This window comes from Stenotrophomonas sp. YJH_SMC_4 (assembly GCF_059371575.1).
Genome location: NZ_JCAFUR010000004.1, coordinates 163,394 through 185,943 on the forward strand (window position 1 = coordinate 163,394; position 22,550 = coordinate 185,943).

Genomic DNA, 22,550 nt, shown 5'->3' on the forward strand with positions numbered 1-22,550 from the left:
CCCTGTCCTGGAGCTGTCCCATGTCGCTGTTCTCGCCCCTGGCGCTGCCTTCCGGCGCCCTCATCCGCAACCGCATCGCCAAGGCGGCGATGGAGGAGAACATGGCCGACGCCGACCACGCCCCCTCCGAAGCGCTGCTGCAGTTGTACCAGCGCTGGGCCGACGGCGGCGCCGGACTGATCATCACCGGCAACGTGATGGTTGATAGCCGCGCCATGACCGGCCCCGGCGGCGTGGTGCTGGAGGACGATCGCCACCTGGAGCGTTTCATCGCCTGGGCCGACACCGCGCGCTCGCGCGGGGTGCAGATGTGGATGCAGATCAACCACCCCGGGCGGCAGATGCCGGCCGCGCTCGGCCAGCCGGCATTGGCGCCTTCGGCGGTCCCCTTGGACATGGGCGCACTGTCCAAACAGTTCGCGCCGCCGCGGGCGATGACCGAGGCGGATATTGAAGACGTGATCGCCCGCTTCATCCGCAGTGCCGAGCTGGCCGAGCGCGCCGGTTTCAGCGGCGTGGAGATCCATGCCGCGCACGGCTACCTGCTCAGCCAGTTCCTGTCGCCGCTGTCGAACCGCCGCGATGACCGCTGGGGTGGCAGCCTGCAGAACCGTGCGCGCCTGCTGCTGGAGATCGTGCAGGGTGTGCGCGCGACGGTGGCGCCCACGTTCGTGGTGGCGGTGAAGCTCAACTCCGCCGATTTCCAGCGCGGCGGCTTCTCGCCCGAGGACGCGCGCGACGTGGTCGAGATGCTGGCGCCCCTCGGCGTGGATCTGGTCGAACTGTCCGGCGGCAGCTATGAAGCACCGGCCATGACCGGCGCCGCACGCGACCAGCGCAGCGTGGCCCGCGAGGCGTACTTCCTCGAATTCGCGCGCGAGATCGCCACGGTGGCAAGGATGCCGCTGATGGTCACCGGCGGCATCCGCCGCCGCGAAGTGGCAGAGCAGGTGCTGGCCAGCGGCGTGGCCATGGTCGGCATCGCCACCGCGCTGGCGATCGAGCCGGATCTGCCGCAGCACTGGCAGCAGGGCCGCGATCCGGTGCCGACACTGCGCGACATCAACTGGCGCAGCAAGCCGCTGGCGGCCAGTGCGCACATGGCCGCAGTGAAGTATCAGCTGGGCCGGTTGAGCCGGCGCCGCCCCACCGCACCCACCGTTTCACCAGTATGGGCCCTGCTGCTGGCACAGGCGGCCGCAAAGTGTCGGACCCGCCGCTACCGGCGCTGGATCGGCGCCCGCGCCCTCGCACACTGAGCCGCGCGGTCTTCTCATCGCCGCAGCGATGCTCCACCATCTGCAGGATCGGCGGCAGTTCCGCCGCCGGTCACAGCATGGAGACGGAACCCACGTGGCAGCAGGATCGACCAGGAACCGGGAGAAGCTGCTCGATGACCTGCTCTCGCTGGGACGTAACTGGGCGCTGGCGATCGCCATCGCAGGTGCCGGGGCAGCAGTTCACTACAGCGAGTCGGTGTACGAAGCAGGACTCTGGCGAGGCCTGCTGCCCACGCTCTGCTTCCTGGTCGCGATCATCTGGATCGTGCTCAGCATCATCCGCTTCGACCTGACCCTCCAGCAGCACTTCGAGCGCAAGCGCACGCGCTGGCTCAGCCGCCTGCTCTATGTCGTGCTGCTGGGTACCGGCATCACCGCCGTGTTCTTCGTGACAGAACTGGCGTCCAACAACCACATCGCAAGGATGTGCGACGCCGTGGCCAACGAACCGGCCAGCCGGATCCACCGGTCCGCCGAGTGCCAGCGCCTGTACCAGCATCGGGCGGCGTACCGGCAGCGGTTGGAATCGGCCGAGGGCGAGTTCGACTGAGCAGATGCGTGGGCGAAGGCGCACGAGGACTCACACAGGGGTCCAGCAAGGGTGGATTCGAAATAGTTGTATGGACTTCATTGCAACGCGACGCCACGCTTTCTTGCCGGAAAGCCGTGATCGAACGCAGTCCATGAAGTCACCCACCGCCCGCTCCCGTCTCCCCGCCCGGCCGCGGAAAATCGGCAGCGAAGTACGCATCTTCAGGCGCTATCACCAGTACGCCATCGTTGCCGCCGGAGCCGGACCACTGGCAATACTCCTGTTTGCCGTCGCACCCGAACTTGGGCCGCTTCCGGCACTGGGCGCGGCAGCGATTTTCACGCTGTCGCCGCTGATTCTCGGCTTCGTTGTCTATTCCCCACAACGGGACCGGGTGGTACTGGAACAGGATCGTCTGGTATTCCAGCACCGTCCTCCTCTCCCGTTCAAGCAGATCCGGTCCTACAACCTGGACGATCATGTCGATCTGATCCTGATCGATGGACCGAGCGTGCTGCTGCAGCGCACGCGGGCATCGATGCATGATTTCCCAACCTTCCGGGACGCACTGGCAGAGGCGCTCGCAGATCGGCCCGCCAACGCTGCCGCGGCTCCGCAACGTCGCCACTTCTTCGGTGCCTGGCCCGCACGCGTTTGGGGTGCGGGCCTGTTGCTGGCGACGGCGGCACTGGTGATCACGGGCGTACTGCATGGCTGGCCGTTGTACAAAGCACCGATCCTTGGGATCGCGCCCGTGGTGGGCATTGGGCTATTGCTGTCGCGCCGCCGTCACTGATCGCGCCGTCGGCGAAGTACACATGGCGTGGATGTATGTTCGGGCACAGTACGCGCGCCGCTCACGCTTGGAACCATCCAGCCACCATGCTCCACGCGCCTGCCCCCGCACATCACGATGCCATCGCCCTGCAGGCGGGCGTGCTCGGCAGCGTGTTGGGCGTGGCTCTGTACAAGGCCATCGCGTTGTCGGCGCTGGCGACCGGATCCTTGATCGTGATCGGGCTGTGGCTGCTGGCCTGCGCGCTGCTGGCTGCCTGGGCACTGGCCGCCTGCCTGGCCTGCCTTGCGCTGAGCCGGCGCGTATTCGTGCTGATGCTGGCGCTGAGCATGATCCTGATGATCTGCGTCGCCTGACAGCAGCAGGCGCCGGACTATCGCGCATCTGTTACAGAATAACAAGTGCGGTTGGACGGATTGCTCGTGCCCGGGGTCACGGATTTGAATTCCATGGCCAGCCCGGCACCACCCGAGACTCCCCATGATCCTGCAGCCCCTGCTTCGCGCCTCCCTCACCGCCTTTGCCCTGGCCACGCTCAGCGCCTGTGCCACGTATGACGACAGCAACATGCACCAGGCCTGCCAGGAGTCGCCGCATCTGAAGGACCTGCCGCCCGAAGTGGCTGCCCGCGAGAGCCGCTGCAACAAGAGCATGGAAGTGTGGTCGAGCGAGCGCAAGGGCAGTGACAGGCCGATCGACCTGAGCGGCAAGAAGAAGGATCTCTGATCCGCCGGGCATCTTGATCGTTCCAATGCATGCGGATGACCAGCCCGTCACGATCGGGGGGGGCAGGATAAGGCCTCCCCATCACGACGACTTTCCCGATGCCGGCCACTGGTCACCCTGTCATCCATGCCTTTGAAGCTGTGTTCGACCTGTCTGGCGGGGTGGAGCGCATTACGGCGCTCACTGTCATCTGCCGGCATTGCTCTGAAACCCGCTCGGCCAGCGAAGACAATCTGGTCCAGCTGCCGGGCGGCGCCTTGTTCCGCTGCGACGGATGCGGCAGTCATCAGGCGGTGAGCCATGCGCGGGTTGCCGATTGGCAGGTGAATTCGCTTCTGGGTGTCTGAGGCTGCAATACGACGGTGCCACGACGCAGGCTGTTGGCGCAGGGATGATGGTGCAGTCAGAGGGCGCCCCGTGAGTCACCTCGTGCGCCGCGCAGGGCCGATGACAGCCAGGGCAAAGGAGCTGTGCAGGGCGCAATGACATCACCTCGGCTAAGCTGCGGCACCTTTCTTCGCGCACGGCCATGCATCCCTTCCCCCTTCCTGTCTCGGCACCCGATCAACTCGCCTACCGACTGCTGCAGGACAGCGACTGGGCCCGTTCCACCGACGCGATCAACGCTCCTCCCGAACTTCGCGCTCTGCTGGCGATGATCCTGGATTCTCCGGAGCCTCTGTGGATCGCATGGGGCCACGACAACAAGGCGTTCTTCTTCAACGATGCCTACCTGCCGATGCTGGGCGGCAAGCTGCACGGCGCCATGGGCAGCCGATTGGAAGACGTCTGGGCGGACGTCTGGGCCGACGTCGTCGATGCTGTCAACGACGCCTTCGGCGGTACAAGCCGCAGTTTCAAGAACATGCCGTTGATGATGGACCGTGATGGCACGTTGCGCGAGACATTCTGGACGTTCTCCTACTCGCCGCTGCGTGCCGGTTGCGGAGGCGTGGCCGGCATCATCTGCATGGTCAGCGAGCAGACCGAGCGGGTGATCGAACGCGACCGGCACACCCGCCAGGTGGCGGCCATCACCGAGCAGGCACGCGAGGCCCATCTTGAACTGGTACGCGCCCGCGAACAGCTGCGGCAGTCGCAGAAGCTGGAGGCCATCGGCCAGCTGACCGGCGGCGTTGCCCACGACTTCAACAATCTGCTGCAGGTCATCACCGGTTCCGTGGACATGCTGCTGCATACCTGGCCGGCCGAAGATGCGCGCCTGCGCTATGTACAGGCGATCGAAACCGCCGCTGACCGCGCCACTCGCCTGACCGCCCAGCTTCTGGCGTTCTCGCGCAGGCAGAGCCTGTCGCCGCAGGTATTCGACCTTTGCGAGAGCGTACGCGCGCTTTCAGACATCATCACCACAGTGCTGGGTGCACGCATCTCCGTGTCGGTGAACCTGCCCGACGCCCCGTTGCCGGTGCTGCTGGACCGGACCCAGCTCGACACCGCACTGATCAACATCGCGGTGAACGCGCGCGACGCCATTGACGGCCACGGCAAGGTGACGATCGATGTGGAACAGCTGACATCGGTGCCTTCCGTACGGTTCGCGGCGCCGATGAAAGGCAACTTCGCTGCGATCAGCGTCAGCGACACCGGTGCCGGTATCGATCCGTCCGTGGTGGACCGGATCTTCGAGCCATTCTTCACCACCAAGGGAGTGGGCGCGGGCACCGGGCTTGGCCTCAGCCAGGTTTTCGGCTTCGTCAAGCAGTCCGAGGGCGAAGTGGACGTACAGAGCCAGGCCGGTGTCGGTACGCGCTTCACGCTGTATCTGCCCCTGGCGCAGGCAAACGCCTCCATCGAGCTGCCGACCGCGCAACCGGGATTGCTGCATGGTCACGGATTGTGCGTGCTGGTGGTGGAAGACAATGTGGATGTGGCCGAATTTGCAGTCGGTGCGCTGCGCGAGCTTGAGTACAACGTCGTACTCGCGCGCAATGCCGACGAAGCACTGGCGGAGCTCGAGCGCGACGCTGCGCGTTTCCACGTGGTGTTCAGCGACGTGGTCATGCCCGGGACCAATGGGCTGGATCTGGCCCGCACCATCCGCAGCCGCCTGCCCGATCTTCCGATCATCCTCACCAGTGGCTACAGCGAACTGCTGGCCCGCGATCCAGGCCACGGTTTCACGCTGCTGCGCAAGCCCTACTCACTGAAGCAGCTGGCCTTGGTGATGACCGAGGCCAGCTGTCGCTCGCAGACGATGGTGACTGCGCATTAGCGGGCAGATCACCGGGTCGGACCGGTCCAGGAAGCAAGCGCTGAATCGAGGCCGGACATATCCCCCCGTGTGCCACAGGCCCAGGCAACGATGCCATCCGGGCGCACCAGCACCGCCCCCAGGCCCGACGCCACATCCCCGGTATCTGCGGCGCAGGCGATGGAAGGCTGCCAGCGTTGGCCATGCTGCGGCGGCGAAGACGCCGGGTCGAAAACAAGCAGCGCCCCCTGCCCCGCTCTCAGCAGTTCGCCCAGGCGGCGGCCATCGACCAACCGGAAGTCCGGCGCGCTCCTGCCGACCAGCGGGTGGTCCCCGTCAAGATCCAGCTGCTGCGAAACACCCCAGATCCGCTCGGCCAGATACGTGGCCCCATCGCGGGTGCCGGCCAGGTCGGCCATGATCGCTGCCAGTGCGCGCGAACCGGCCCCGGGTCGCATCAGCGCAACCTGCGCGCGCGACCAGTCCAGCACCTTGGCGCCCACCGGATGGCGCTCAGCCTGATAGCTGTCCAGCAGCGCCTCATCGGCCTTGCCCCGCGCCACGGCGGCCAGCTTCCAACCGAGGTTCATCGCATCGCCGATGCCGAGGTTCAGTCCCTGGCCGCCCAACGGCGAATGCATGTGCGCGGCATCACCTGCCAACATCACACGTCCGCTGCGATAGGCCGTCGCCTGGCGCGCAGCATCGGTCCATGTCGTGGCCAGGTGCAATGCAGTGATCGTTGCCTCGCAGCCAGACACCCGCCGCAGCAACGCTTGCGCGGTGTGCCGGTCCAGTGGCGTGCGATGGCCGGCGCCACCATCGAAATCGGCCAGCGCCAGCATGCCTGGCGGGTTGAAATTGCACATCCCGTGATCGGTGAACTGTCGGCCTGGTGTGAGTACACACCCATCTGCCAGTTCGACCAGCAGCGTGTAACCGGTGAACTCTGGCCCGGTTCCAGCGAAGAGGAAGCCCGATTGTTTGCGTACCGTGCTGCGGGCCCCATCACAACCGACCAGCCAGCGGCCGTGGACCCTGCCGGAGCCGGTGTGCACGGCAACCTGCGCCTCGTGCGCATCCACCGCCTGTACCGCACGCCCGCGTTCGATGCGCACGCCCAGCGCAGCCGCACGTTCGGCAAACACCGCTTCCAGGGCCTGCAACTCCACCGCCATCTGGGTGCCCACCGGTGTCGGCAGGCGCCAGCTCCAGCGCGCCTGGTCCACATCGTCCAGTGCAAATGGAATACCCGCGAAGTGCCCACCCAGCGCACGCGGCTGCGCCAGCCAATGGGCGGTGCCGGGCGGCGGCGCACCCTTGTCGGGCTTGAGCACCTGCGTCGCGGCGACCGCGTCCAACAGGCCGCGCCGATCCAGTGCCTCCAGCGTGGGGGCGTTGAGGCCGCGCAGCCCGAATGGCAGGCGCTTCAACGGCGAACCGGCGGACCCGGCCTGTTCCAGAACCAGCACCGAACACCCGGCCTGGGCCAGTTCGCAGGACAGGAACAAGCCAACCGGGCCAGCACCGGCAATGACAACGTCGTACAGCATCGAGATTCCTTGTGAGCGCCGGGTCGGCGCTCTGGCGGATCAAATGTTACACTCGGTGTACGTTTTCACAAGTGAACCGCCCATGACCCCGCCTCCTGGCCGCCGCGAACAACGCAAGGCCGTGACTCGACAAACGATTTCGGACGTCGCCACCGAGCTGATCATCCGGCGCGGCTTCGAGGCCGTCTCCATGTCCGAGATCGCCGAAGCCGCGGGCGTCTCACGCAAGACGGTCTTCAACTACTTCGCCAGCAAGGAAGACCTGGTGTTCGACCGGGATGAGGAGGCGCGCACGCTGCTGCGCGAGGGCATGATGGCGCGCAGCGGCCTGACCCCGCTCGCGGCCTTCCAGTCGCTCGTTCGTGAGCTGCTGGAGGCTGGCCATCCGCTGCTGCGCATCAATGCCGGCGCTGTCGCCTTCTGGGGCACCGTGGCGGAGAGCCCGGTACTGGTCGCGCACGCGCGACGGCTGCAGGCGCAGTTGACTGACGATCTGGCGCGATTGATGGCCCACGCTGTCGGCCGGCCCGAACATGACGCCGAAGCGCGACTGGGCGCGGCCATGCTGCTGGCGTCGATGGTGGCGGCCTATGAGAAAGGACTGGCAAGCCAGCTGCAGGGCGAGGACCCGCGTGAGGCCATGCGGCAGCTGATCGTGCGCGGTGCCACCGGGGTACTGGTGGCCTTGGCGGGCACCCCGTATACGGACCCCGGCGCGCGTCCATAGCGCATCCGGGGATAGGCATCGAAGTATCGCAAATGCTAATCTTTCTCATTTGCAGACACGTGACCCTCCCCAATGTCCCTGCCCATGCCCCTGCAACGCACCCTGTGCCTGGCACTGACCCTGCACGTGGCGACCCTTGCGCATGCAGCTGAGTCCTCCGCTGCCGCACCCAAGGATCTGGACAAGGTCGAAGTCCGCGGACGCGCACAGACACTGTATCGGGTAGACGATGCCGCGGTCGGCACCCGCACCGATACGCCCCTGGAGCTGGTCCCACAGTCGATCCAGGTCATCCCGCGTGAACTGATCGACGACCAGGCCGCGCGCCAGGTGACCGACCTCTATCGCAGCATCAGCGGCATCAGCTATTTCAGCTATGCCGGAGTGACCCTGCGCGGCTTCCGCCAGGAGAACGTGCTGTATGACGGCCTGCGCGGCGACCCGTACGCAGGATTTTCGGTGCCGCAGCTGTTCAACATCGAGCGCGTGGAAGTGCTGAAGGGGCCGGCAGGCGCGCTGTATGGCGGGGGTGATGCGGGCGGTGTCATCAACTACGTGACCCGCAAGCCCCAAGCCGCTGCCGAGCGCCGCATCGAGGTCCAGCTGGGCGACAAGGACTTCCGTGCCGGATCGATCGAGGGTACCGGGCCGTTGAATGCCGCCGGCAGCGTGCGCTATCGCGCCGGGCTCTATGCCGACAATGAAAAGGGCGTGCGCTGGAACACCAACAGCGAGAGCGTTATCGGCGATGCCTCGCTGGCCTTCGACGTTGGCCAGACCGGCGAGCTGGTGCTGCAGTTCACCGACATCACCCAGAACCTTGGCGGCAACCGCCTGCGTGGCGTGCCGGTCAACGATGCAGGTACGTTCCTGACCAACCGCCGCTGGAACCACAACGAGGCCAGCGACTTTCTCGACATGCGCGCCAAGGTGGCACTGGCACAGTATCGCTTCGCGCCGCTCGATACCCTGGACGTGGACTTCGCCGCTCGCTGGTTCAGCAACACCGAACACCAGATGTACCACGAGCCGATGGGCCTGATCGATCGCGACCGCGATGGCGTGGCCGAATGGATGACCCGCCAGCTGCGCAACCAGATCCGTGACAACGAGGCCTTCACTGCCAACGGCAATGCAGTCTGGCGGGTGACCACCGGCGCGGTGGCGCACAAGGTGCTGTTCGGTGCGGACGTGTACCAGCTGGATGCGGATTTCACTGCACAGACCGCCAACAGCGCTGACCTTGCGCGCGGTGCGGGACCGGTGCGCGGCATCGACCTGTTCAATCCGGTGTACGGCGCCAGCACCTGGCATGACTACAACCTGGGCGCCCTGCCCTGGCGCAGAACGTCCACCCGCAGCAAACGCTATGGCGGTTACCTGCAGGATGAGCTGGCACTGGGCCCGCGCTGGCATGTGCTGGCCGGGCTGCGCTGGGATGGTTTCAAGGATGAGGATCGCATCGCCGGCAGCAGTGTCGATGGCAGCGATCTCAGCTGGCGGCTGGGCAGCACGTTCACCGTGCGCGAGGGCCTGAACGTCTACGCCAACGTCGCCAGTGGTTTCGTGCCGCAGAGTGCGGCGAACCAGAATCCGGCCGCTGGCGGACCGTTCGATGCCGAGCGCAGCAAGCAGTGGGAAGTGGGCATGAAGTCCCTGCTGGCCGAGCGCGTGACGTTGAACATGGCGGCCTACCGGATTGACCGCAGCAACATCGTGCAGGCCACCGGCGAAGTGATCGGTGGCGTGAACCAGCTGGCCGCGCTGGGCCTGGTGCGCAGTACCGGGATGGAGCTGGACCTGTTGGCCGACCTTACCGAGCGCTGGGTGCTGAACCTGACCTACGCCTACAACGATGCGCGGGTGAAGGACGCCGGCCCGAACGGCATCACCAACGCCTCCGGCGACCGCTTCGCGAATGCGCCCCGCAACAAGCTGGGCCTGTGGACCCGCTACGACCTGCCGGCAATCAACTCCGCCATCGGCTTCGGGGCAGACCATGTTGGCGAGCGTGTCAGCCTGGATGGGCAGACGGTGAAGGCCTACACGGTGTTCGACATGAGCTGGAAGACGACGTGGAAGCAGTGGCAGTTCCAGGCCAACGTGAAGAACCTGTTCGACAAGGTGTATGCGGCCAGTGGCTTCATCGAACGCAACGGGCATTTCCCCGGCGAGCCACGACGGGTGTATGTGCAGGCGGCCTACAGCTTCTGACCGGAAGCATTTGTAGCGCTGAATCCACTGTCGGCAAGCAGATCGTTGCCTGGCACTGGTTCACGCGTGTCCGAAACCATCGGCACTTCCAGTCACTTGTGCACGATCACCTCCGCCTGTAGCGTTGCCGTTGCCCAAGGAGGGCTATCAACGGAGTGAAGCATGAAGATTGGATTCAAGCTGTCTGTTGCTATTGCGGCTGCTGCACTGACCCTGGGAATCGGCAGTGCCTCCGCGCAGTCCCGCTGTACCCCGTGCTACACCGCCTACGATGCTTGTCTGGCGGCGGGCAATGGTGAGAACGTCTGCTACCCGGCGTTTGCACGTTGCCTGCGGAACAGCGGCTGCACCATCCCGTAAGTCACGCACTGCCGTGATGCGTGCCGGCCCCCATTTCGGGGGCTGGCATTGGCTGGCAGGCGCTGCGCCTTACTACTGAAAAGGTTCCATACGCGACTGGCGGTGTGATTTCATCCCATCCGCATCGCATGGTTCTCGCGCGCCTGCACATCAATTTCCTGCTGGCGTTGCCCGGCAGTCTGCTGGCGATCCAGGTCGATCGCATTCATCTGCTGCAACGACTGCGCAACCGGCGTCTGTACTGCTATATCCGTGGGCATTGAAACGCGCAGGTGGGCGGGGTCGGTCATCTCGCCCTGCACCACGAACACGTTCCGCCCTGCGGCAGCGTCGGCCGTCTGGGCGCTCAGCAGCGCGTGATCGGCGCGTTCAAGCTGGTTGCGGCGGGCCAAGGCCATCACGCTCGCCACAAGACGCTCGCTGTTCTCATCGTGGGTACGTCCCGCGCTGGCATCGATCGCGGCCACGCCTTCGCGCACCTGCTGCAGCAATGTGTACTCACGGTGGCCAGGACCAATGTCGGCCAGACGGGTCGGCGCCTGTGAGGGATCCGGCACGTCGTCCACCGCTGCGGTAAGCGGGCTGCGGGTAATGGTCCGATATGGGTCGTCCGGGTGGAACTGGGTTCGCTTCTCCAGGCGCTCCAGACGAACCTCGCGCGCGTCGTTGAGTTCGGCGATACGTGAGGGATCGGTGATCTCGCGCAGCGACATGTGACCGCCGCCCGCACTGATGCTGGCCCATTTCCTGTCCGCCTCGAAGTACATCGCGTAGTAGCTGTTGCCACCGATGACGTTCGGATCGACCGTCGAGCGCCCTTCCAGGGCCTGGGTGGCTTCCAGCACGCTCAACCGGGTGAGGTACTGGCCGCCTTTCGTCCATCCCATCTGGCTGATGGCATCGACGCTGGTGTTGCCTACGCGCGGGCCTCCGGCGTAGTCATTGTTGAGCATGTTGGTCCAGATCTGTTCCAGCTTCTCGGGGCCGCTCTTCTGCTCAGCCGCCTGCAGCAACACGCGCGGCGTCCAGCAGCTGGGATCGAGTTCATGCCGTTCAAATGCACGGTCGTGAGCCAGCATTACATCCTTGCCGGGAAGATTCAGTGCCAGGTCTGGGCGGCGCTCGTTCATCCACTGCTGCCGCAACTCAAGATCTCTTTCTAGCAGCGTCTGCCCAAAGGACTCCCATTGCCGTTCGGTCAACTGTGCATTTGGAAACCGGGATCCCTCTTCCTGCTGGCTCTTCGCGTAGTCCTGTGCATAGGTGTTCGCGACGCGTCCCGGCAGGCTGTCATTGCGTACAACACCCAGTGCCAGTGTCCCATACCCATCGGCTCCCGGCAGTTGCGACAAGTAGTTCCAGTAAAGCTCGCGGTTGCCGTCTCTGGCATAGCTGCCAAGGATGCTGAGATCGTGCTCGGTCAATCCACTCATACCCTTCCTCTCCTCTTCCTTGAATCACCGATCACTTGGACCGGGTGCGCGCGATGACGTCCTTGACGGCCTCTTCCATGCGCTTCCAGTCCTTCAGAAACGCTCTCTTGTAGTCCAGACTGACGGACAGCTTGTTGTCGATGTCCACGAAATAATGAACGCAGCCCGCTGCCACTTCCCCTGGCTCACTGATCACCTCGCGCCCCTCCAGCCGCACGCCGTCGCGTCGGAATTCCTCGCCGTCACATTTGATGAACGAGCTGATCCGACCATCGCCCTGGCGTGCGATGTACCAGTCTCTCTCGTAGGCGGGATTGCGGACAGGCGGCTTCCCGTACCGCGCCTCATACTTCTTCGCGTACACCACCATCTTCGCTTCATCGATTGCATAGGGCGTCAGGCCCAAGGTCTGCGGCTTTGCAACGCGTTGATCGAGACGGTCCCTGGGATCCTCCCTTTCCACAGAACCCTCCTCCGTGATGGCTTCATTTGACGACAGCCTTGAGAGCAGTGTTTCGACGGGAACGCGATCAACGTAGTTGATCCGAATGGGAATCTCCTTCCGGAAATCATTCGTGCGCGGATTGGCGCGGGCACCCGGCGGCGTCGGCGTCATGTCCGGCCACTCGATGACCAGCGTCACGCCCTCGCCCGGCCACGGTGCGATCTGGCTGTCCAGGTAGTTGGCCGGAATGCGGAAAGTGTTCGGCCCGAGCCTCACGTCCACGGGCGCATCGGTATAGGTGTGGCCGTTGATCGTGCGGCCGGTCTGGGTTGCGCCGGACATGGCGGGATTCCTTTCGTGTTCGGTGGACGGCGGCCGTGCACACGCGCTGGCACTCACTGCGACGGCAAGTGCAAGCGTCAGGCAACGGCTGGGGGACATCACGTGCATGGGCATTCCATTGCAGGGTTCCGGGGCCACTATAGGGAACCGGGCGTCAACGGAACAGGAACCGCATCACCGCCCTTCACGGAGCGAGGCAGCGCTCCACATCCGCTGCCTGCAGTACTGCGGCTATTGCCGCGGCCTCCGGAATGCTGCAGGGGTTCAAGAGCCATGGCGACGACGCTCGGTTCGCCGCTTCACGCCTCAGCCGTCGCTGTCCGTGCCTTTATGGCCGCGATAGGTTTCACCCCACTCGCGCATGGCAAGCAGCACCGGCACCAGCGTGCGCCCGAATTCGGAAAGCTCGTATTCCACCTTCGGTGGCACCTCGGGATAGACATGGCGGATCACCACCCCGTCAGCCTCCAGTTCCCGCAGCTGGCTGGTCAGCATGGACTGGGTGGCGTTGGGCACACGCCGCGTCAGCTCCATGAAGCGTCGCTTGCCTGTCATCAGGTGAAACAGAATGATCGGCTTCCACACGCCGCCCATCACCGACAGCGTGACTTCCACCGCACAACCGCTCTTGCCGTCCCAACGCCTGCTACGCATGCATACTCCGGAAAACCATAGTACCTACGGAAATTCATCGTTCTTGTTGCGATAACGGTGCGAGCCTAGCATGGGCTCATCCACTGAACGTGAGACCGCACCATGAGCTTCAAAGCACTGCTGACCCGCAAGACCAACGACGGCGTTTCCACGGAGCTGGTCGATTTCGACGAGGCCAACCTGACGGATGGCGACGTGCTGGTGCAGGTCGAGTACTCCACGCTGAACTACAAGGACGCGCTGGCCCTCACCGGCACGCGCCCGGTGATCCGGACGTTCCCGTTGATCCCTGGCATCGACCTGGCTGGCGTGGTGCTGGACTCCAGCAGCGTCGACTTCAAGCCCGGCGACCGCGTTGTGCTCAATGGCTGGGATCTCAGCATGGGCCACCACGGCGGCCTCGCTCAGCGCGCCCGTGTTCGCGGTGAATGGCTCAACAGGATTCCCGGCAACCTGAGCACCCGCGATGCCATGGCCATCGGCACCGCCGGCTATACCGCAATGCTGTGCGTGCTGGCATTGGAAGATGCCGGCCTAACGCCCGGGAAGGGCGATGTACTGGTCACCGGCGCCAACGGCGGCGTCGGCTCGATTGCGGTGGCGATCCTGTCCAAGCTTGGCTATCGCGTGGTGGCCGCCACCGGGCGACCTGAACACGCCGGGTATCTGCACAGCCTGGGCGCCGCCGAGATCATCGACCGCGCGCAGCTTTCAGAACCGCGTGAGCGGCCGGTGAGTGCCGAACGCTGGGCCGGCGTGGTCGATGTGGCGGGCGGTCCCACCCTCGTCAACGCCATTGCCGAGACGAAATACCGCGGCGCCGTGGCCGCCTGCGGGCTGGCTCAGAGTGATGAGCTGCATGGCTCGGTGCTGCCCTTCATTCTCCGCAACGTGACGCTTGCCGGCGTGGATTCGGTGAATGCGCCGCAGGCCGTCCGCCAGCGTGCATGGGACCGGCTTGCCGCCGACCTGGACCCGCAGAAGCTGGAAAGCACCGTGCAGCTGATCGGGCTTGCCGATGTGCTGAAGGTCTATGACCAGATCATTCCCGGCAAGGTGCGTGGACGCATTGTCGTGGATGTGAATGCGTGAGCGGATCATCAGGATCAACTGCCGCTGAAGCAGCTCCCATGCTGTGGCGAATGGTGAACATGCGGTGAAACGACGCGGGCGGCGGTGGCCTCAAGCCAACGCCGCTCGCATACGCTCGGGTTCCCATCGCCGCCTGGACACCTGACATGCCAATGACCGCACTCGCACTTGCCGCTGCGCTTTCGGGCCTGCCCGACATCACCTGGGAGCGCGAGCGCGCCGAGGATGCGCACCAGCTCACGCTGTGCCAGATCCATCGCGATGCGCTGAAGCAGAACGAGGGCAAGGATGATGCCTATTCGCGCGCCAAGGCGGTCTGCGACCTGCTGGCACGCGAGTACAAGGACAAGTGGGATTTCGATGCGCAGGATGCCCTGGCCGCTTCGGCGGTGAATCTGGATGAGCTGATCCGGCGCGGTGATGTGGTGGAAGTCCCGCCGACGAAGCAGGATCGCGCCTACGAGTGATGGCACGCGATCCTAGCACCGTGATCTTCTCGGCCTGCCCCAGGTTGCGGAGCCACGAGCGCGCTCCAACGCCCACACCTCGCCCGCCTCAAACCGCCCCCGGGAGCTCGCTCTCGATCTGCTCAACCAACTGATTGAAGACGGGTCTCCTCTTCATGATCTCCAGCACCGAATCGCCCACTTCATCCAGGATCATGGGGTCCGCACCACAGGAGAGAAGGTAGACAACGGCCTCGAGGCTTTCACTAATCACCGCGTTCGCCATCGGGGTCAATCCAATATCCCCGAGTACGTCGATATTGGTGACGAACGGCATCAACTCTTTGAGTAGATCCACTTCGTTATTGAACGCCGCTATATGCAGTGGCGTATCGTCGTCGATCCCATGGCTTTCCGGACTGGTCAACTGGCAGCCTTCGAAGGTGTGGCACTCATCGAACCTTGCCAGCAACTTCTTCAATTCCGGATCCACTGCATTCATCGGGGGCATTCCCTCCCAAGCCTCTCTCCAAGCACCGCTTCCACTCAACATGCAGTGAGCCGCCGGATGGTGGCACACCACTGCACAGGTGCATAGTGGCACGTACGGAGCGCACATCCGGGACGCACGCGATAAGCGCGACACCCCGCGACTCCACAGACCACTTCCTGCGTATGCGAAGCCCTTACCGAGGTCAATCCGCGAGCTGATGACCACAGGCGGCTTCCAAGCCCCTTATCATGTGGGCTTAGGGGCTCAATAAGCCCTATTGACGCTTGCAAGGCAGTATCTGGATGTCTATGGAATGGTGCCCCTCGGGCTGGGGCCGACGCGTGACCCGTTCGCCCCATTGGTCGCTGCGACTTGATGGCGAGTGCGTTGAACTCAGTGTCTCCGGCCAGCAGTACCGGCTGCGCGTGGATGATGACCAGCAGGTGCAGATCCATCCAGGGGTCTTCTGGTCACGGGTCGAGCTGCAGACCGGCGATGCCGCCGGGCTGTGCGTCGACGGGCTCCCCAACGGACAAGCATCCCGGCTTGCTGCGGCCCTGCAGCACCTGCTCTTTGCGCGCACTGCGCGTGGGCGCAAGGCCCTGTTCGACACGATTCTGGAGCAGATCCAGTCGTGGTTGAGCGACGCGGATGCCCTCATTGATCGTGGCAGTGCCGGCCGCCGCTGGATCACCCATGAGCAGCAGCAGGCGCTGCTGGCGAAGCGCTCAGACCTGCCCCTGCAGCCGCCTGAGCTGGAGCAGCTGTTCCGCGATGAAGACGTGCATGAAGATCTGCATGCGGACAGCCATCGCGCAGCGCTGGACGCCCTGCGCGACTGGAACCTGGATTGGCCCGCTGCCTGGGCCGAAGCCAATGAGGCCATGACCCTGCGCGAGCTGGTGTTGGCCAGGGACTTCCTGGGCCGGGTCGAGAGCAAGCCGCTGACCGAGGAACAGGCCCGCGCCGTCATCTGCTTCGACAATCGGGTGCAGGTCGTGGCCGCGGCCGGCTCCGGCAAGACCTCCACGATGGTCGCCAAGGCCGCTTATGCCATTGACCGCGGCTTTGTCGAGCCCGAACGCATCGTGATGCTCGCCTTCAACAAGGATGCTGCCAAGGAACTGGAGGAGCGTGCGCAGCGAACCTTCGATCGACTCGGCATGGGCAACACCGTGGTTGAGGCCCGGACCTTCCACGCCCTGGGCCTGGCCATCATCGCCAAGGCCACCGGCCGCAAGCCCGACATCCCCGAATGGGCCATTGACGCCACGCTGGGCTTCAACAAGCTGGCCGAACTGGTGGACGACCTGAAGGACCGCTCGACCCACTTCCGCACCCAATGGGACATGTTCCGCCTGGTGTTCGGGCGCGACCTGCCGCCATTCGGTGCGGAAATGGAGGCCGACGGCTACGACCGCGATGGCACGCCCTACATCCGCGCCCTGCAGGGTGAGCGGGTGAAGAGCCTGGAAGAGTGCGTCATCGCCGACTGGCTCTTCTACAACGGCGTGACGTACGACTACGAGCGGCGCTACGAATTCGATACGGCCACCGACACCCATCGCCAGTATCGCCCCAAATTCTATTACCCGGATGCCGGGCTGTATCACGAACACTTTGCGCTGGATGCCGATGGCCAACCGCCGGCGCACTTCGCCCATTACGCCGAAGGTATGCACAGGAAGCGCCAGCAGCACGCGGCACGCGGCACCGCCCTTGTCGAGACCACCTCGTTCGGTCTTCGCAGTGGACATGCCCTGCAGGATCTTGCGGAGAGGCTTGACGGGTCCGGTGTCGAACTCGACCCCAACCCCGACCGCGAGCTACCCGAGCAGGGCGCAAAGCCCATGCCGGACGCGGACCTGATCGGGCTGATGCGCACATTCATTGCCCACGCAAAGAGCAATTGCCTGACGCTGGATGACATGGCCGAGCGCCTGCGGCAGATGCCCGAAGATCAGTTCAAGGAACGGCATCGGCGCTTCCTGGAGATTGCCAGCCCTGTTTTCCAGGCTTGGGACAACGCACTGGCTGACGAGCACGGCATCGATTTCGAAGACATGCTCAACATGGCGGCCGGACTGCTGGAACAGGGCCGCTATGAATCGCCCTACGAACTGGTGATGGCCGACGAATTCCAGGATGCCTCGCGCGCCCGTGCCCGGCTCTGCCGAGCATTGGTCAGCAAACCAGGGCGCTACCTGTTTGCGGTAGGCGATGACTGGCAGTCGATCAATCGCTTCGCCGGCGCCGACGTTTCAGTGATGACCGGATTCCGCGAGTGGATGGGACAGGGCCAGGTGCTGAAACTGGAGCAGACATTCCGCTGCCCGCAGACGCTCTGTGATGCGTCCAGCCGCTTCATCAGCAGGAATCCGGCGCAGATTACCAAGGCGGTTCATTCGGCTGCACCGGCGCTGGGTCCGGTGTTGCAGGCGTTCCAGATGACGCGGCGCGAGGAAATGCAGGATGGTGTTCGCCAGTACCTCGCCAGGCTGCATCAGCAACTGATGTCCGGAGCGGTGCCGCAGGGACGCAATGGACGCGTGACGGTGTTCATCCTGGGCCGCTACCGCGCGGATCGCAGCACGGTGCCTTCCGACTGGGAGACGGCGTTCGGCAGCACGATGGAGGTGGAGTTTCTTACGGCTCATCGCTCGAAGGGGCGCGAGGCGGACTACGTGATTCTGCCCGGAATGGTGAATCGCGGCTTCCCTAGCCTGCGATCGGATGATCCTGTGCTTTCCCTGGCGATGCCGGAGGGCGATACCTATCCACTGAGCGAAGAGCGGCGGTTGTTCTATGTGGCGCTAACGCGTGCGCGACGGTCGGTTGCGATGTTCACGCTGCAGGGCAAGCACTCGCCGTTCCTGGATGAGCTGGTGAAGGACGACACGGTGGTAGTGACGAGCCTGTCTGGCGTGGCCATCAACGAAGAACGTTGCCCGGTATGCAAGGTGGGCGTGTTTGTGGACCGCAATGGGCCGCACGGGGCTTTCAGATCGTGCTCCAGTTATCCGCTGTGCCACAACAAGCCTAAGGGGGGGCGACGTGGGTGAGCACGTGACCTCTCCCGAACACCTCTTCCTGGGTATTCGCGCATGGGGAGAAAAGTGACCGCACTCAACCGACTGTCTCCCAGTATCGCTATGAAACTAGAGCCAAGAATATAGGCACGACCCAGCGAAGATTACGGCCAGCGCGGGAAAGTTAAATGCAAACCAATTTCACAGAATGCGAGCAACCTCGCACAAGCGAGCCTTGCGCCGCATATGGTGTAAGCAGTGTTCGAAAAACACGTCATCAAGGATGCGTTACGAAGAAGTGATGACCGCACTGGCGCGCAGGTTACTCGTGCGGAGCATGGTCGAGAAAGGGCTGAGCGAGAGGCGCGCGTTGGTGGTTGCACGCATGAGCGCCAGCGCGCTGTGTTACGAACCCAGGCCGGTCCACAACGTTGAACTGCGCGAGCAGATCGCTGCACTGGCACACCGGCCTCGACGTTACGGCGTGGGCATGATCCATCTGAAATTGCGACAGAAGGGGCTTATTGTGAACTACAAGCGCGTGGAGCGCCCGTATCAGGAAGCGGGTCGGCAGGTGCGTCGCAGGAAGCGCAAGAAGGTGCCTGTCGGTCAGCGTCAGCCCTTGCCGCGCCCGTCCGCCGCCAATCAGGTGTGGTCGATGGATTTTGTGTTCGACCGCACTCCGGAAGGCCGAGCAATCAAGTGCCTGACTATCGTTGACGATGCCCCCCCCAAGGCCGTGGCCATCGAGGTGGAACGGGCCATTTCTGGGCAGGGCATTGCCAGAGTGCTGGATAGATTGGCCGTTCAGCGCGGCTTGCCGCGAGTGATCAGGACCGACAACGGCAGGAAGTTTTGCGGTAAAGCGATGGTGGCATGGGCTCACGAGAAGGGAATTTCCCTGCGCCTGATCGAGCCGGGCAAGCCGAACCAAAACGCTTACGTTGAGTTCTTCAACGGACGGCTGCGCGATGAATGTCTGAACGAGCATTGGTTCCCGACGTTGCTCCATGCCAGGACCAGTATCGAAAGCTGGCAGCGTGACTACAACGACGAAAGGCCTAAACGAGCACTTGGTGGACTGACGCCCGCCCAGTACGCCGCCCAGTTGGCTGGCAAGAAGGATAAGATCAGCACCGGACTCTAAACCCGCCCACTACTCGGGACGAGGGGACATCGGTCCAGTCGCTTCTGTATAGATTATTTCCTATCAGCAGAATAACTTATGCACCTACTCTCATCACACAATCGCTCCGAATTCCTAGCATGCCCACAGCTAGTTCGTTTCGAGTACGCCAAGGGAGACGAGAAATTCGAGCCCACCTTTCTCATCAAGGGCAGCACTCTCCTTCTAAAGTACATAGTACTTGGTGTACCTATGCAGCTTGCCTTCGCCATGCACGGCGACCGTCTTCTTTATGCATTGAGGGTATGCGACGACGGTGACAGTGGAGGCATTCTTTGGTCGGTTATGGAGCGTACCGAGGAATTGAATGGGATTCGTGGCTTGGCACGCGGCGAGCCATTGGTGGCATTTCTGTTCAACGAACTTGCTGTGAACGTTGCTTGGAAAAGTCTTCCTACACCCGGCGCGTTGGATCGTCTTTCAATGTGGGCAGATAGCGCCGAACTGGGCCAGGTTGACCATGCGATGATGAAGTCTACGATAGAACCGTTGATAGACCGACTTCATCAATCTGACCTAAGCAACGGCGAGTGGCTGCTGTTAGAGATTGGCGGAGAATCCGGTTGGAATGCCCTCGATAATCACTTCATCACTGCGGACGCTGCATCCAGCCTAATTGATCTGTTCGACGAAAACGAAGGAAATCAGCAAGAGCAACTTGGAATCTGGCTTACCGACAATCTTCACCCTTTGGGCATCCATTATAGCCCACAAATTCCCAAGGGGAGCGGAACGCGCGAATTGACAGACATACTGTTTAGCCATGAATTTGGCGCAGTCTTGATCGAATCCAAGACGCTTTCCGTTTTAGCACGCGAACGTCTACCGGACAGGGCAAAGCTAAAGCGCGATATTTCCGCCCATATCGGCAAGGCATTCGCTCAATTGCGTGGCGCCATACGGGCACTTAAATCCGGCGTCCCGGCGACAAGCCCGAAAGGCGATACGCTGACGATCGAGAGAGAGAAACCTGCTCACGCTATCGTCCTCATCCCCGATTTGGAACTAGTCGCGGATCACCCAGCCTACGGCATCGAGTTCATACGCGATTTCATGGGCGCCACGGGGGCCATTCCGCACCTACTGGATATTTCAGAGTTGCTTCGCGTTGTGCAAGCTGCCGAAATAATCGCCAAGCGAGGCACCACAACCACCCCAATGATGGCGTTCGACTACTATCTTATGGAGAGAGCTAACATGGCACTTGCTGCTGGCACACTTTGTATCGAAGTGTTGTTGCGCCTCACCGACGACGAAGGGGCACCAGAATGAAAGTCACACAGGCGGCGAGACTTATGGCGGAAGGGGCGGGATTCGAACCCGCGGATGCTTGCGAATCGGCGGCTTTCAAATTTCCCGTGACCGACCTTTACGCCATTTACCGAACACTCTCGAAATCTGGCGTACGAAGAGCAAAGGCCCGGAGTTCGTGAAGCTCGGGCATACCAATTCTGCGCCCATCCGATATCTGCGCTCCAAGATTTTCCAGTTCATGGAGGCGCAGACTTTCCGCAGCACCAGCGCCTACGCGCCGAACTCCAGACACAGAGTTATTCGTGCTTGCTCGCTAAGGACTTGGCGCTTCTGTGGTTAGGTCGGCAGCACCCGAAAAGTACAAGCCCAGCGCAATCCTGGGCTGCTTACTCGTCCTGCTCAGGATCTACCTTTGGCTTGGACTTCGATTGAGCTTTTGCAGGAGTGACAGCAACAATTGCCTTGCTTGCCAAGTCCTTCACCTGCTCCGCGAAGCCGGGCACGGCTTTCATAGCCTGCTTTACCACATCCGATGAGGCCAATTCATGCCAAGGGCTTCCGTGACTATCTGTCTCCACCAAACGGAGTGGCAGTTCGTCAAGCCGTGTCAGTGCGGACGTAAGCAGCTTGGCCTCCATGTCCTTGTCGAATCGCGCCGCCTCACGGCGGAACCCTTCATAGGCGCGCGAGATTGATGCTTTGAATGCGTAGTCTTCGGCAAGCCGAAAACGCTGCCCGATCTGCTTAGTTGCGAGCCACGCAAACCACACGGGAGCGGCTACCGACAACACAGATAGCAGCAGGTTGAGAACGATCACAGAAGTGGATGCACTCGGAACCTTGAAGAGTTCTGAAAGGGTATGCAGTTGACCTGAGCCGAAATAGCTGCCAGCAGCCAAGGCCCCGACTAGTCCGGCAACCCAGAACCACATGGATTTTGATAGCGCGTTTGACCGCTCACTGAACGCCGCAGCGAGTCCAACGCTGGTTGCAGCGGAGTAAGCAGTTTCGCAACGCTCAAGCACTGCCTTCGCGTCGTCAGCGCTCTTTTTCAGTTGTTTATCAAGCTCATTGGCCGCTTCGCGGATACGGGATACATCACCTTGATCCCTCGTCGCATCCTTGGCGAGGTCAGCGATTTTCTGCCTTGCCTCAGACAATGACTCTAGGTCTGTAGGCAGTTGATCCGCCGCGTTGTACGCCTGCTCGATACGTTCGACCATTGTATTGAGCGAAGCGGTACGAGGCTCCAGCCCATTGAGTCGTGCCTCCATGCTGCGAAGCTGGCTGGCCAACTTCTTCAACTTGACCACAGCGTCGGCATGACCGTCATTGGTCAGTACAGGCGTCAGTGCCTTGCGAAGCCCTTGAAGGGTGAAAAGATACGCTGGCACGGCTTGCCCAGCGTTTCCCCAAAGCTGGGCCACAGTATGTTGCTGGAGGTGTTGAAGTCGGCGAGCGTAGTCCTGTAGCCGTGCTTCGTGGTCACCAACTTCGTCGCCGCCTTGATCCTCGATCAGGTCAACAATGGATTGGGTCTCTTCAATTAGCTCGGCTCGTGTGAGACCGGGAAAGCTCCAGTTGTTATGCGCATTCCCAAACGGTTCATCGTTCGGAACGACAGATTGCACTTGGGCAATGACCTTCTCCAAGTGCTGCTTGATTGTTGTTAGCGCCTGATGCATTCCTTCCCCCAGTTGAGTCTGCGTTTCTCCCATGTAATCCGAGTTTACACGGGGATACATGATCAAATTTCAATGGGTTACGAGAAACGAA

Annotated in this window: 21 protein-coding genes; 15 read left to right on the forward strand and 6 right to left on the reverse strand. The window is 62.8% G+C overall.

Annotated features, from left to right (window positions below; all coding sequences use genetic code 11):
- Positions 1 to 20: 20 nt before the first annotated feature.
- The 7 genes from AC5P9F_RS09150 to AC5P9F_RS09180 all read left to right on the forward strand — a co-directional run bounded on the left by AC5P9F_RS09150 (position 21) and on the right by AC5P9F_RS09180 (position 5,567).
- Positions 21 to 1,259, forward strand: coding sequence for an NADH:flavin oxidoreductase/NADH oxidase family protein (locus AC5P9F_RS09150; protein WP_060380630.1), 1,239 nt, complete (start codon positions 21 to 23; stop codon positions 1,257 to 1,259).
- A 94-nt stretch (positions 1,260 to 1,353) separates the two neighbouring features.
- On the forward strand, positions 1,354 to 1,830 hold the full coding sequence (locus AC5P9F_RS09155; RefSeq protein WP_005410133.1) for a membrane protein: 477 nt from the start codon (positions 1,354 to 1,356) through the stop codon (positions 1,828 to 1,830).
- Positions 1,831 to 1,963: 133 nt separating this feature from the next.
- On the forward strand, positions 1,964 to 2,608 hold the full coding sequence (locus AC5P9F_RS09160) for a hypothetical protein (protein ID WP_049396608.1): 645 nt from the start codon (positions 1,964 to 1,966) through the stop codon (positions 2,606 to 2,608).
- 86 nt (positions 2,609 to 2,694) lie between these two features.
- Positions 2,695 to 2,964 carry a hypothetical protein gene (locus tag AC5P9F_RS09165; protein WP_005410135.1) on the forward strand — a complete coding sequence of 90 codons (270 nt, stop codon included), beginning with the start codon at positions 2,695 to 2,697 and terminating at the stop codon, positions 2,962 to 2,964.
- Between the two features lie 124 nt (positions 2,965 to 3,088).
- Positions 3,089 to 3,334 (forward strand): hypothetical protein, encoded by a 246-nt coding sequence (locus tag AC5P9F_RS09170; RefSeq protein ID WP_024958240.1) that lies wholly within the window; start codon positions 3,089 to 3,091, stop codon positions 3,332 to 3,334.
- Between the two features lie 98 nt (positions 3,335 to 3,432).
- Positions 3,433 to 3,681 carry a hypothetical protein gene (locus AC5P9F_RS09175; RefSeq protein WP_005410137.1) on the forward strand — a complete coding sequence of 83 codons (249 nt, stop codon included), beginning with the start codon at positions 3,433 to 3,435 and terminating at the stop codon, positions 3,679 to 3,681.
- Between the two features lie 182 nt (positions 3,682 to 3,863).
- Positions 3,864 to 5,567: an ATP-binding protein gene (locus AC5P9F_RS09180; RefSeq protein ID WP_049396605.1), complete on the forward strand. Its 1,704-nt coding sequence runs from the start codon at positions 3,864 to 3,866 to the stop codon at positions 5,565 to 5,567.
- 8 nt (positions 5,568 to 5,575) lie between these two features.
- Here the strand turns inward: AC5P9F_RS09180 and AC5P9F_RS09185 are convergent, their stop codons facing one another.
- Entirely contained in the window at positions 5,576 to 7,099 is a 1,524-nt protein-coding gene (locus AC5P9F_RS09185) for an FAD-dependent monooxygenase (RefSeq protein ID WP_279915583.1), read from the reverse strand.
- Positions 7,100 to 7,181: 82 nt separating this feature from the next.
- Here AC5P9F_RS09185 and AC5P9F_RS09190 point away from each other — a divergent pair, with 82 nt between their 5' ends.
- The 3 genes from AC5P9F_RS09190 (at position 7,182) to AC5P9F_RS09200 (ending at position 10,400) form a co-directional block, all read left to right on the forward strand.
- The gene (locus AC5P9F_RS09190; RefSeq protein ID WP_005413851.1) at positions 7,182 to 7,826 is read left to right on the forward strand and encodes a TetR/AcrR family transcriptional regulator; all 645 of its coding nucleotides are present in this window, start codon (positions 7,182 to 7,184) and stop codon (positions 7,824 to 7,826) included.
- Between the two features lie 72 nt (positions 7,827 to 7,898).
- Positions 7,899 to 10,040, forward strand: coding sequence for a TonB-dependent siderophore receptor (locus AC5P9F_RS09195; RefSeq protein ID WP_495231936.1), 2,142 nt, complete (start codon positions 7,899 to 7,901; stop codon positions 10,038 to 10,040).
- 162 nt (positions 10,041 to 10,202) lie between these two features.
- Complete coding sequence (locus AC5P9F_RS09200) at positions 10,203 to 10,400, forward strand: hypothetical protein (RefSeq protein ID WP_080355030.1); 198 nt, start codon at positions 10,203 to 10,205, stop codon at positions 10,398 to 10,400.
- Between the two features lie 110 nt (positions 10,401 to 10,510).
- On the opposite strand, the gene AC5P9F_RS09205 is transcribed toward AC5P9F_RS09200, so the two are convergent.
- The 3 genes from AC5P9F_RS09205 to AC5P9F_RS09215 form a co-directional block, all read right to left on the reverse strand.
- Entirely contained in the window at positions 10,511 to 11,833 is a 1,323-nt protein-coding gene (locus AC5P9F_RS09205; protein WP_164225437.1) for a Smlt3024 family type IV secretion system effector, read from the reverse strand.
- Between the two features lie 31 nt (positions 11,834 to 11,864).
- Positions 11,865 to 12,728, reverse strand: coding sequence for a Smlt3025 familytype IV secretion system inhibitor (locus AC5P9F_RS09210; RefSeq protein ID WP_164225438.1), 864 nt, complete (start codon positions 12,726 to 12,728; stop codon positions 11,865 to 11,867).
- A 198-nt stretch (positions 12,729 to 12,926) separates the two neighbouring features.
- Positions 12,927 to 13,274 carry a winged helix-turn-helix transcriptional regulator gene (locus tag AC5P9F_RS09215; protein ID WP_049449066.1) on the reverse strand — a complete coding sequence of 116 codons (348 nt, stop codon included), beginning with the start codon at positions 13,272 to 13,274 and terminating at the stop codon, positions 12,927 to 12,929.
- Between the two features lie 102 nt (positions 13,275 to 13,376).
- Here AC5P9F_RS09215 and acuI point away from each other — a divergent pair, with 102 nt between their 5' ends.
- Positions 13,377 to 14,366 carry an acrylyl-CoA reductase (NADPH) gene (gene acuI, locus AC5P9F_RS09220; RefSeq protein ID WP_164225439.1) on the forward strand — a complete coding sequence of 330 codons (990 nt, stop codon included), beginning with the start codon at positions 13,377 to 13,379 and terminating at the stop codon, positions 14,364 to 14,366.
- Positions 14,367 to 14,512: 146 nt separating this feature from the next.
- Positions 14,513 to 14,833 carry a hypothetical protein gene (locus tag AC5P9F_RS09225; RefSeq protein WP_164225440.1) on the forward strand — a complete coding sequence of 107 codons (321 nt, stop codon included), beginning with the start codon at positions 14,513 to 14,515 and terminating at the stop codon, positions 14,831 to 14,833.
- Positions 14,834 to 14,921: 88 nt separating this feature from the next.
- Here AC5P9F_RS09225 and AC5P9F_RS09230 read toward each other — a convergent pair whose 3' ends face one another.
- Entirely contained in the window at positions 14,922 to 15,314 is a 393-nt protein-coding gene (locus AC5P9F_RS09230) for an ankyrin repeat domain-containing protein (protein WP_164225441.1), read from the reverse strand.
- A gap of 299 nt (positions 15,315 to 15,613) precedes the next feature.
- Between AC5P9F_RS09230 and AC5P9F_RS09235 the strand changes: the two genes are divergently transcribed.
- From AC5P9F_RS09235 to AC5P9F_RS09245, 3 genes are all read left to right on the forward strand, one after another.
- A complete protein-coding gene (locus AC5P9F_RS09235) occupies positions 15,614 to 18,367 on the forward strand; it encodes a UvrD-helicase domain-containing protein (protein ID WP_164225443.1) in 2,754 nt (917 codons plus the stop codon).
- 175 nt (positions 18,368 to 18,542) lie between these two features.
- Complete coding sequence (locus AC5P9F_RS09240) at positions 18,543 to 19,481, forward strand: IS3 family transposase (protein ID WP_239502343.1); 939 nt, start codon at positions 18,543 to 18,545, stop codon at positions 19,479 to 19,481.
- 231 nt (positions 19,482 to 19,712) lie between these two features.
- Positions 19,713 to 20,792, forward strand: coding sequence for a hypothetical protein (locus AC5P9F_RS09245; RefSeq protein ID WP_146256526.1), 1,080 nt, complete (start codon positions 19,713 to 19,715; stop codon positions 20,790 to 20,792).
- A 368-nt stretch (positions 20,793 to 21,160) separates the two neighbouring features.
- On the opposite strand, the gene AC5P9F_RS09250 is transcribed toward AC5P9F_RS09245, so the two are convergent.
- Complete coding sequence (locus AC5P9F_RS09250) at positions 21,161 to 22,519, reverse strand: DUF6161 domain-containing protein (RefSeq protein ID WP_197638199.1); 1,359 nt, start codon at positions 22,517 to 22,519, stop codon at positions 21,161 to 21,163.
- Positions 22,520 to 22,550: the final 31 nt, after the last annotated feature.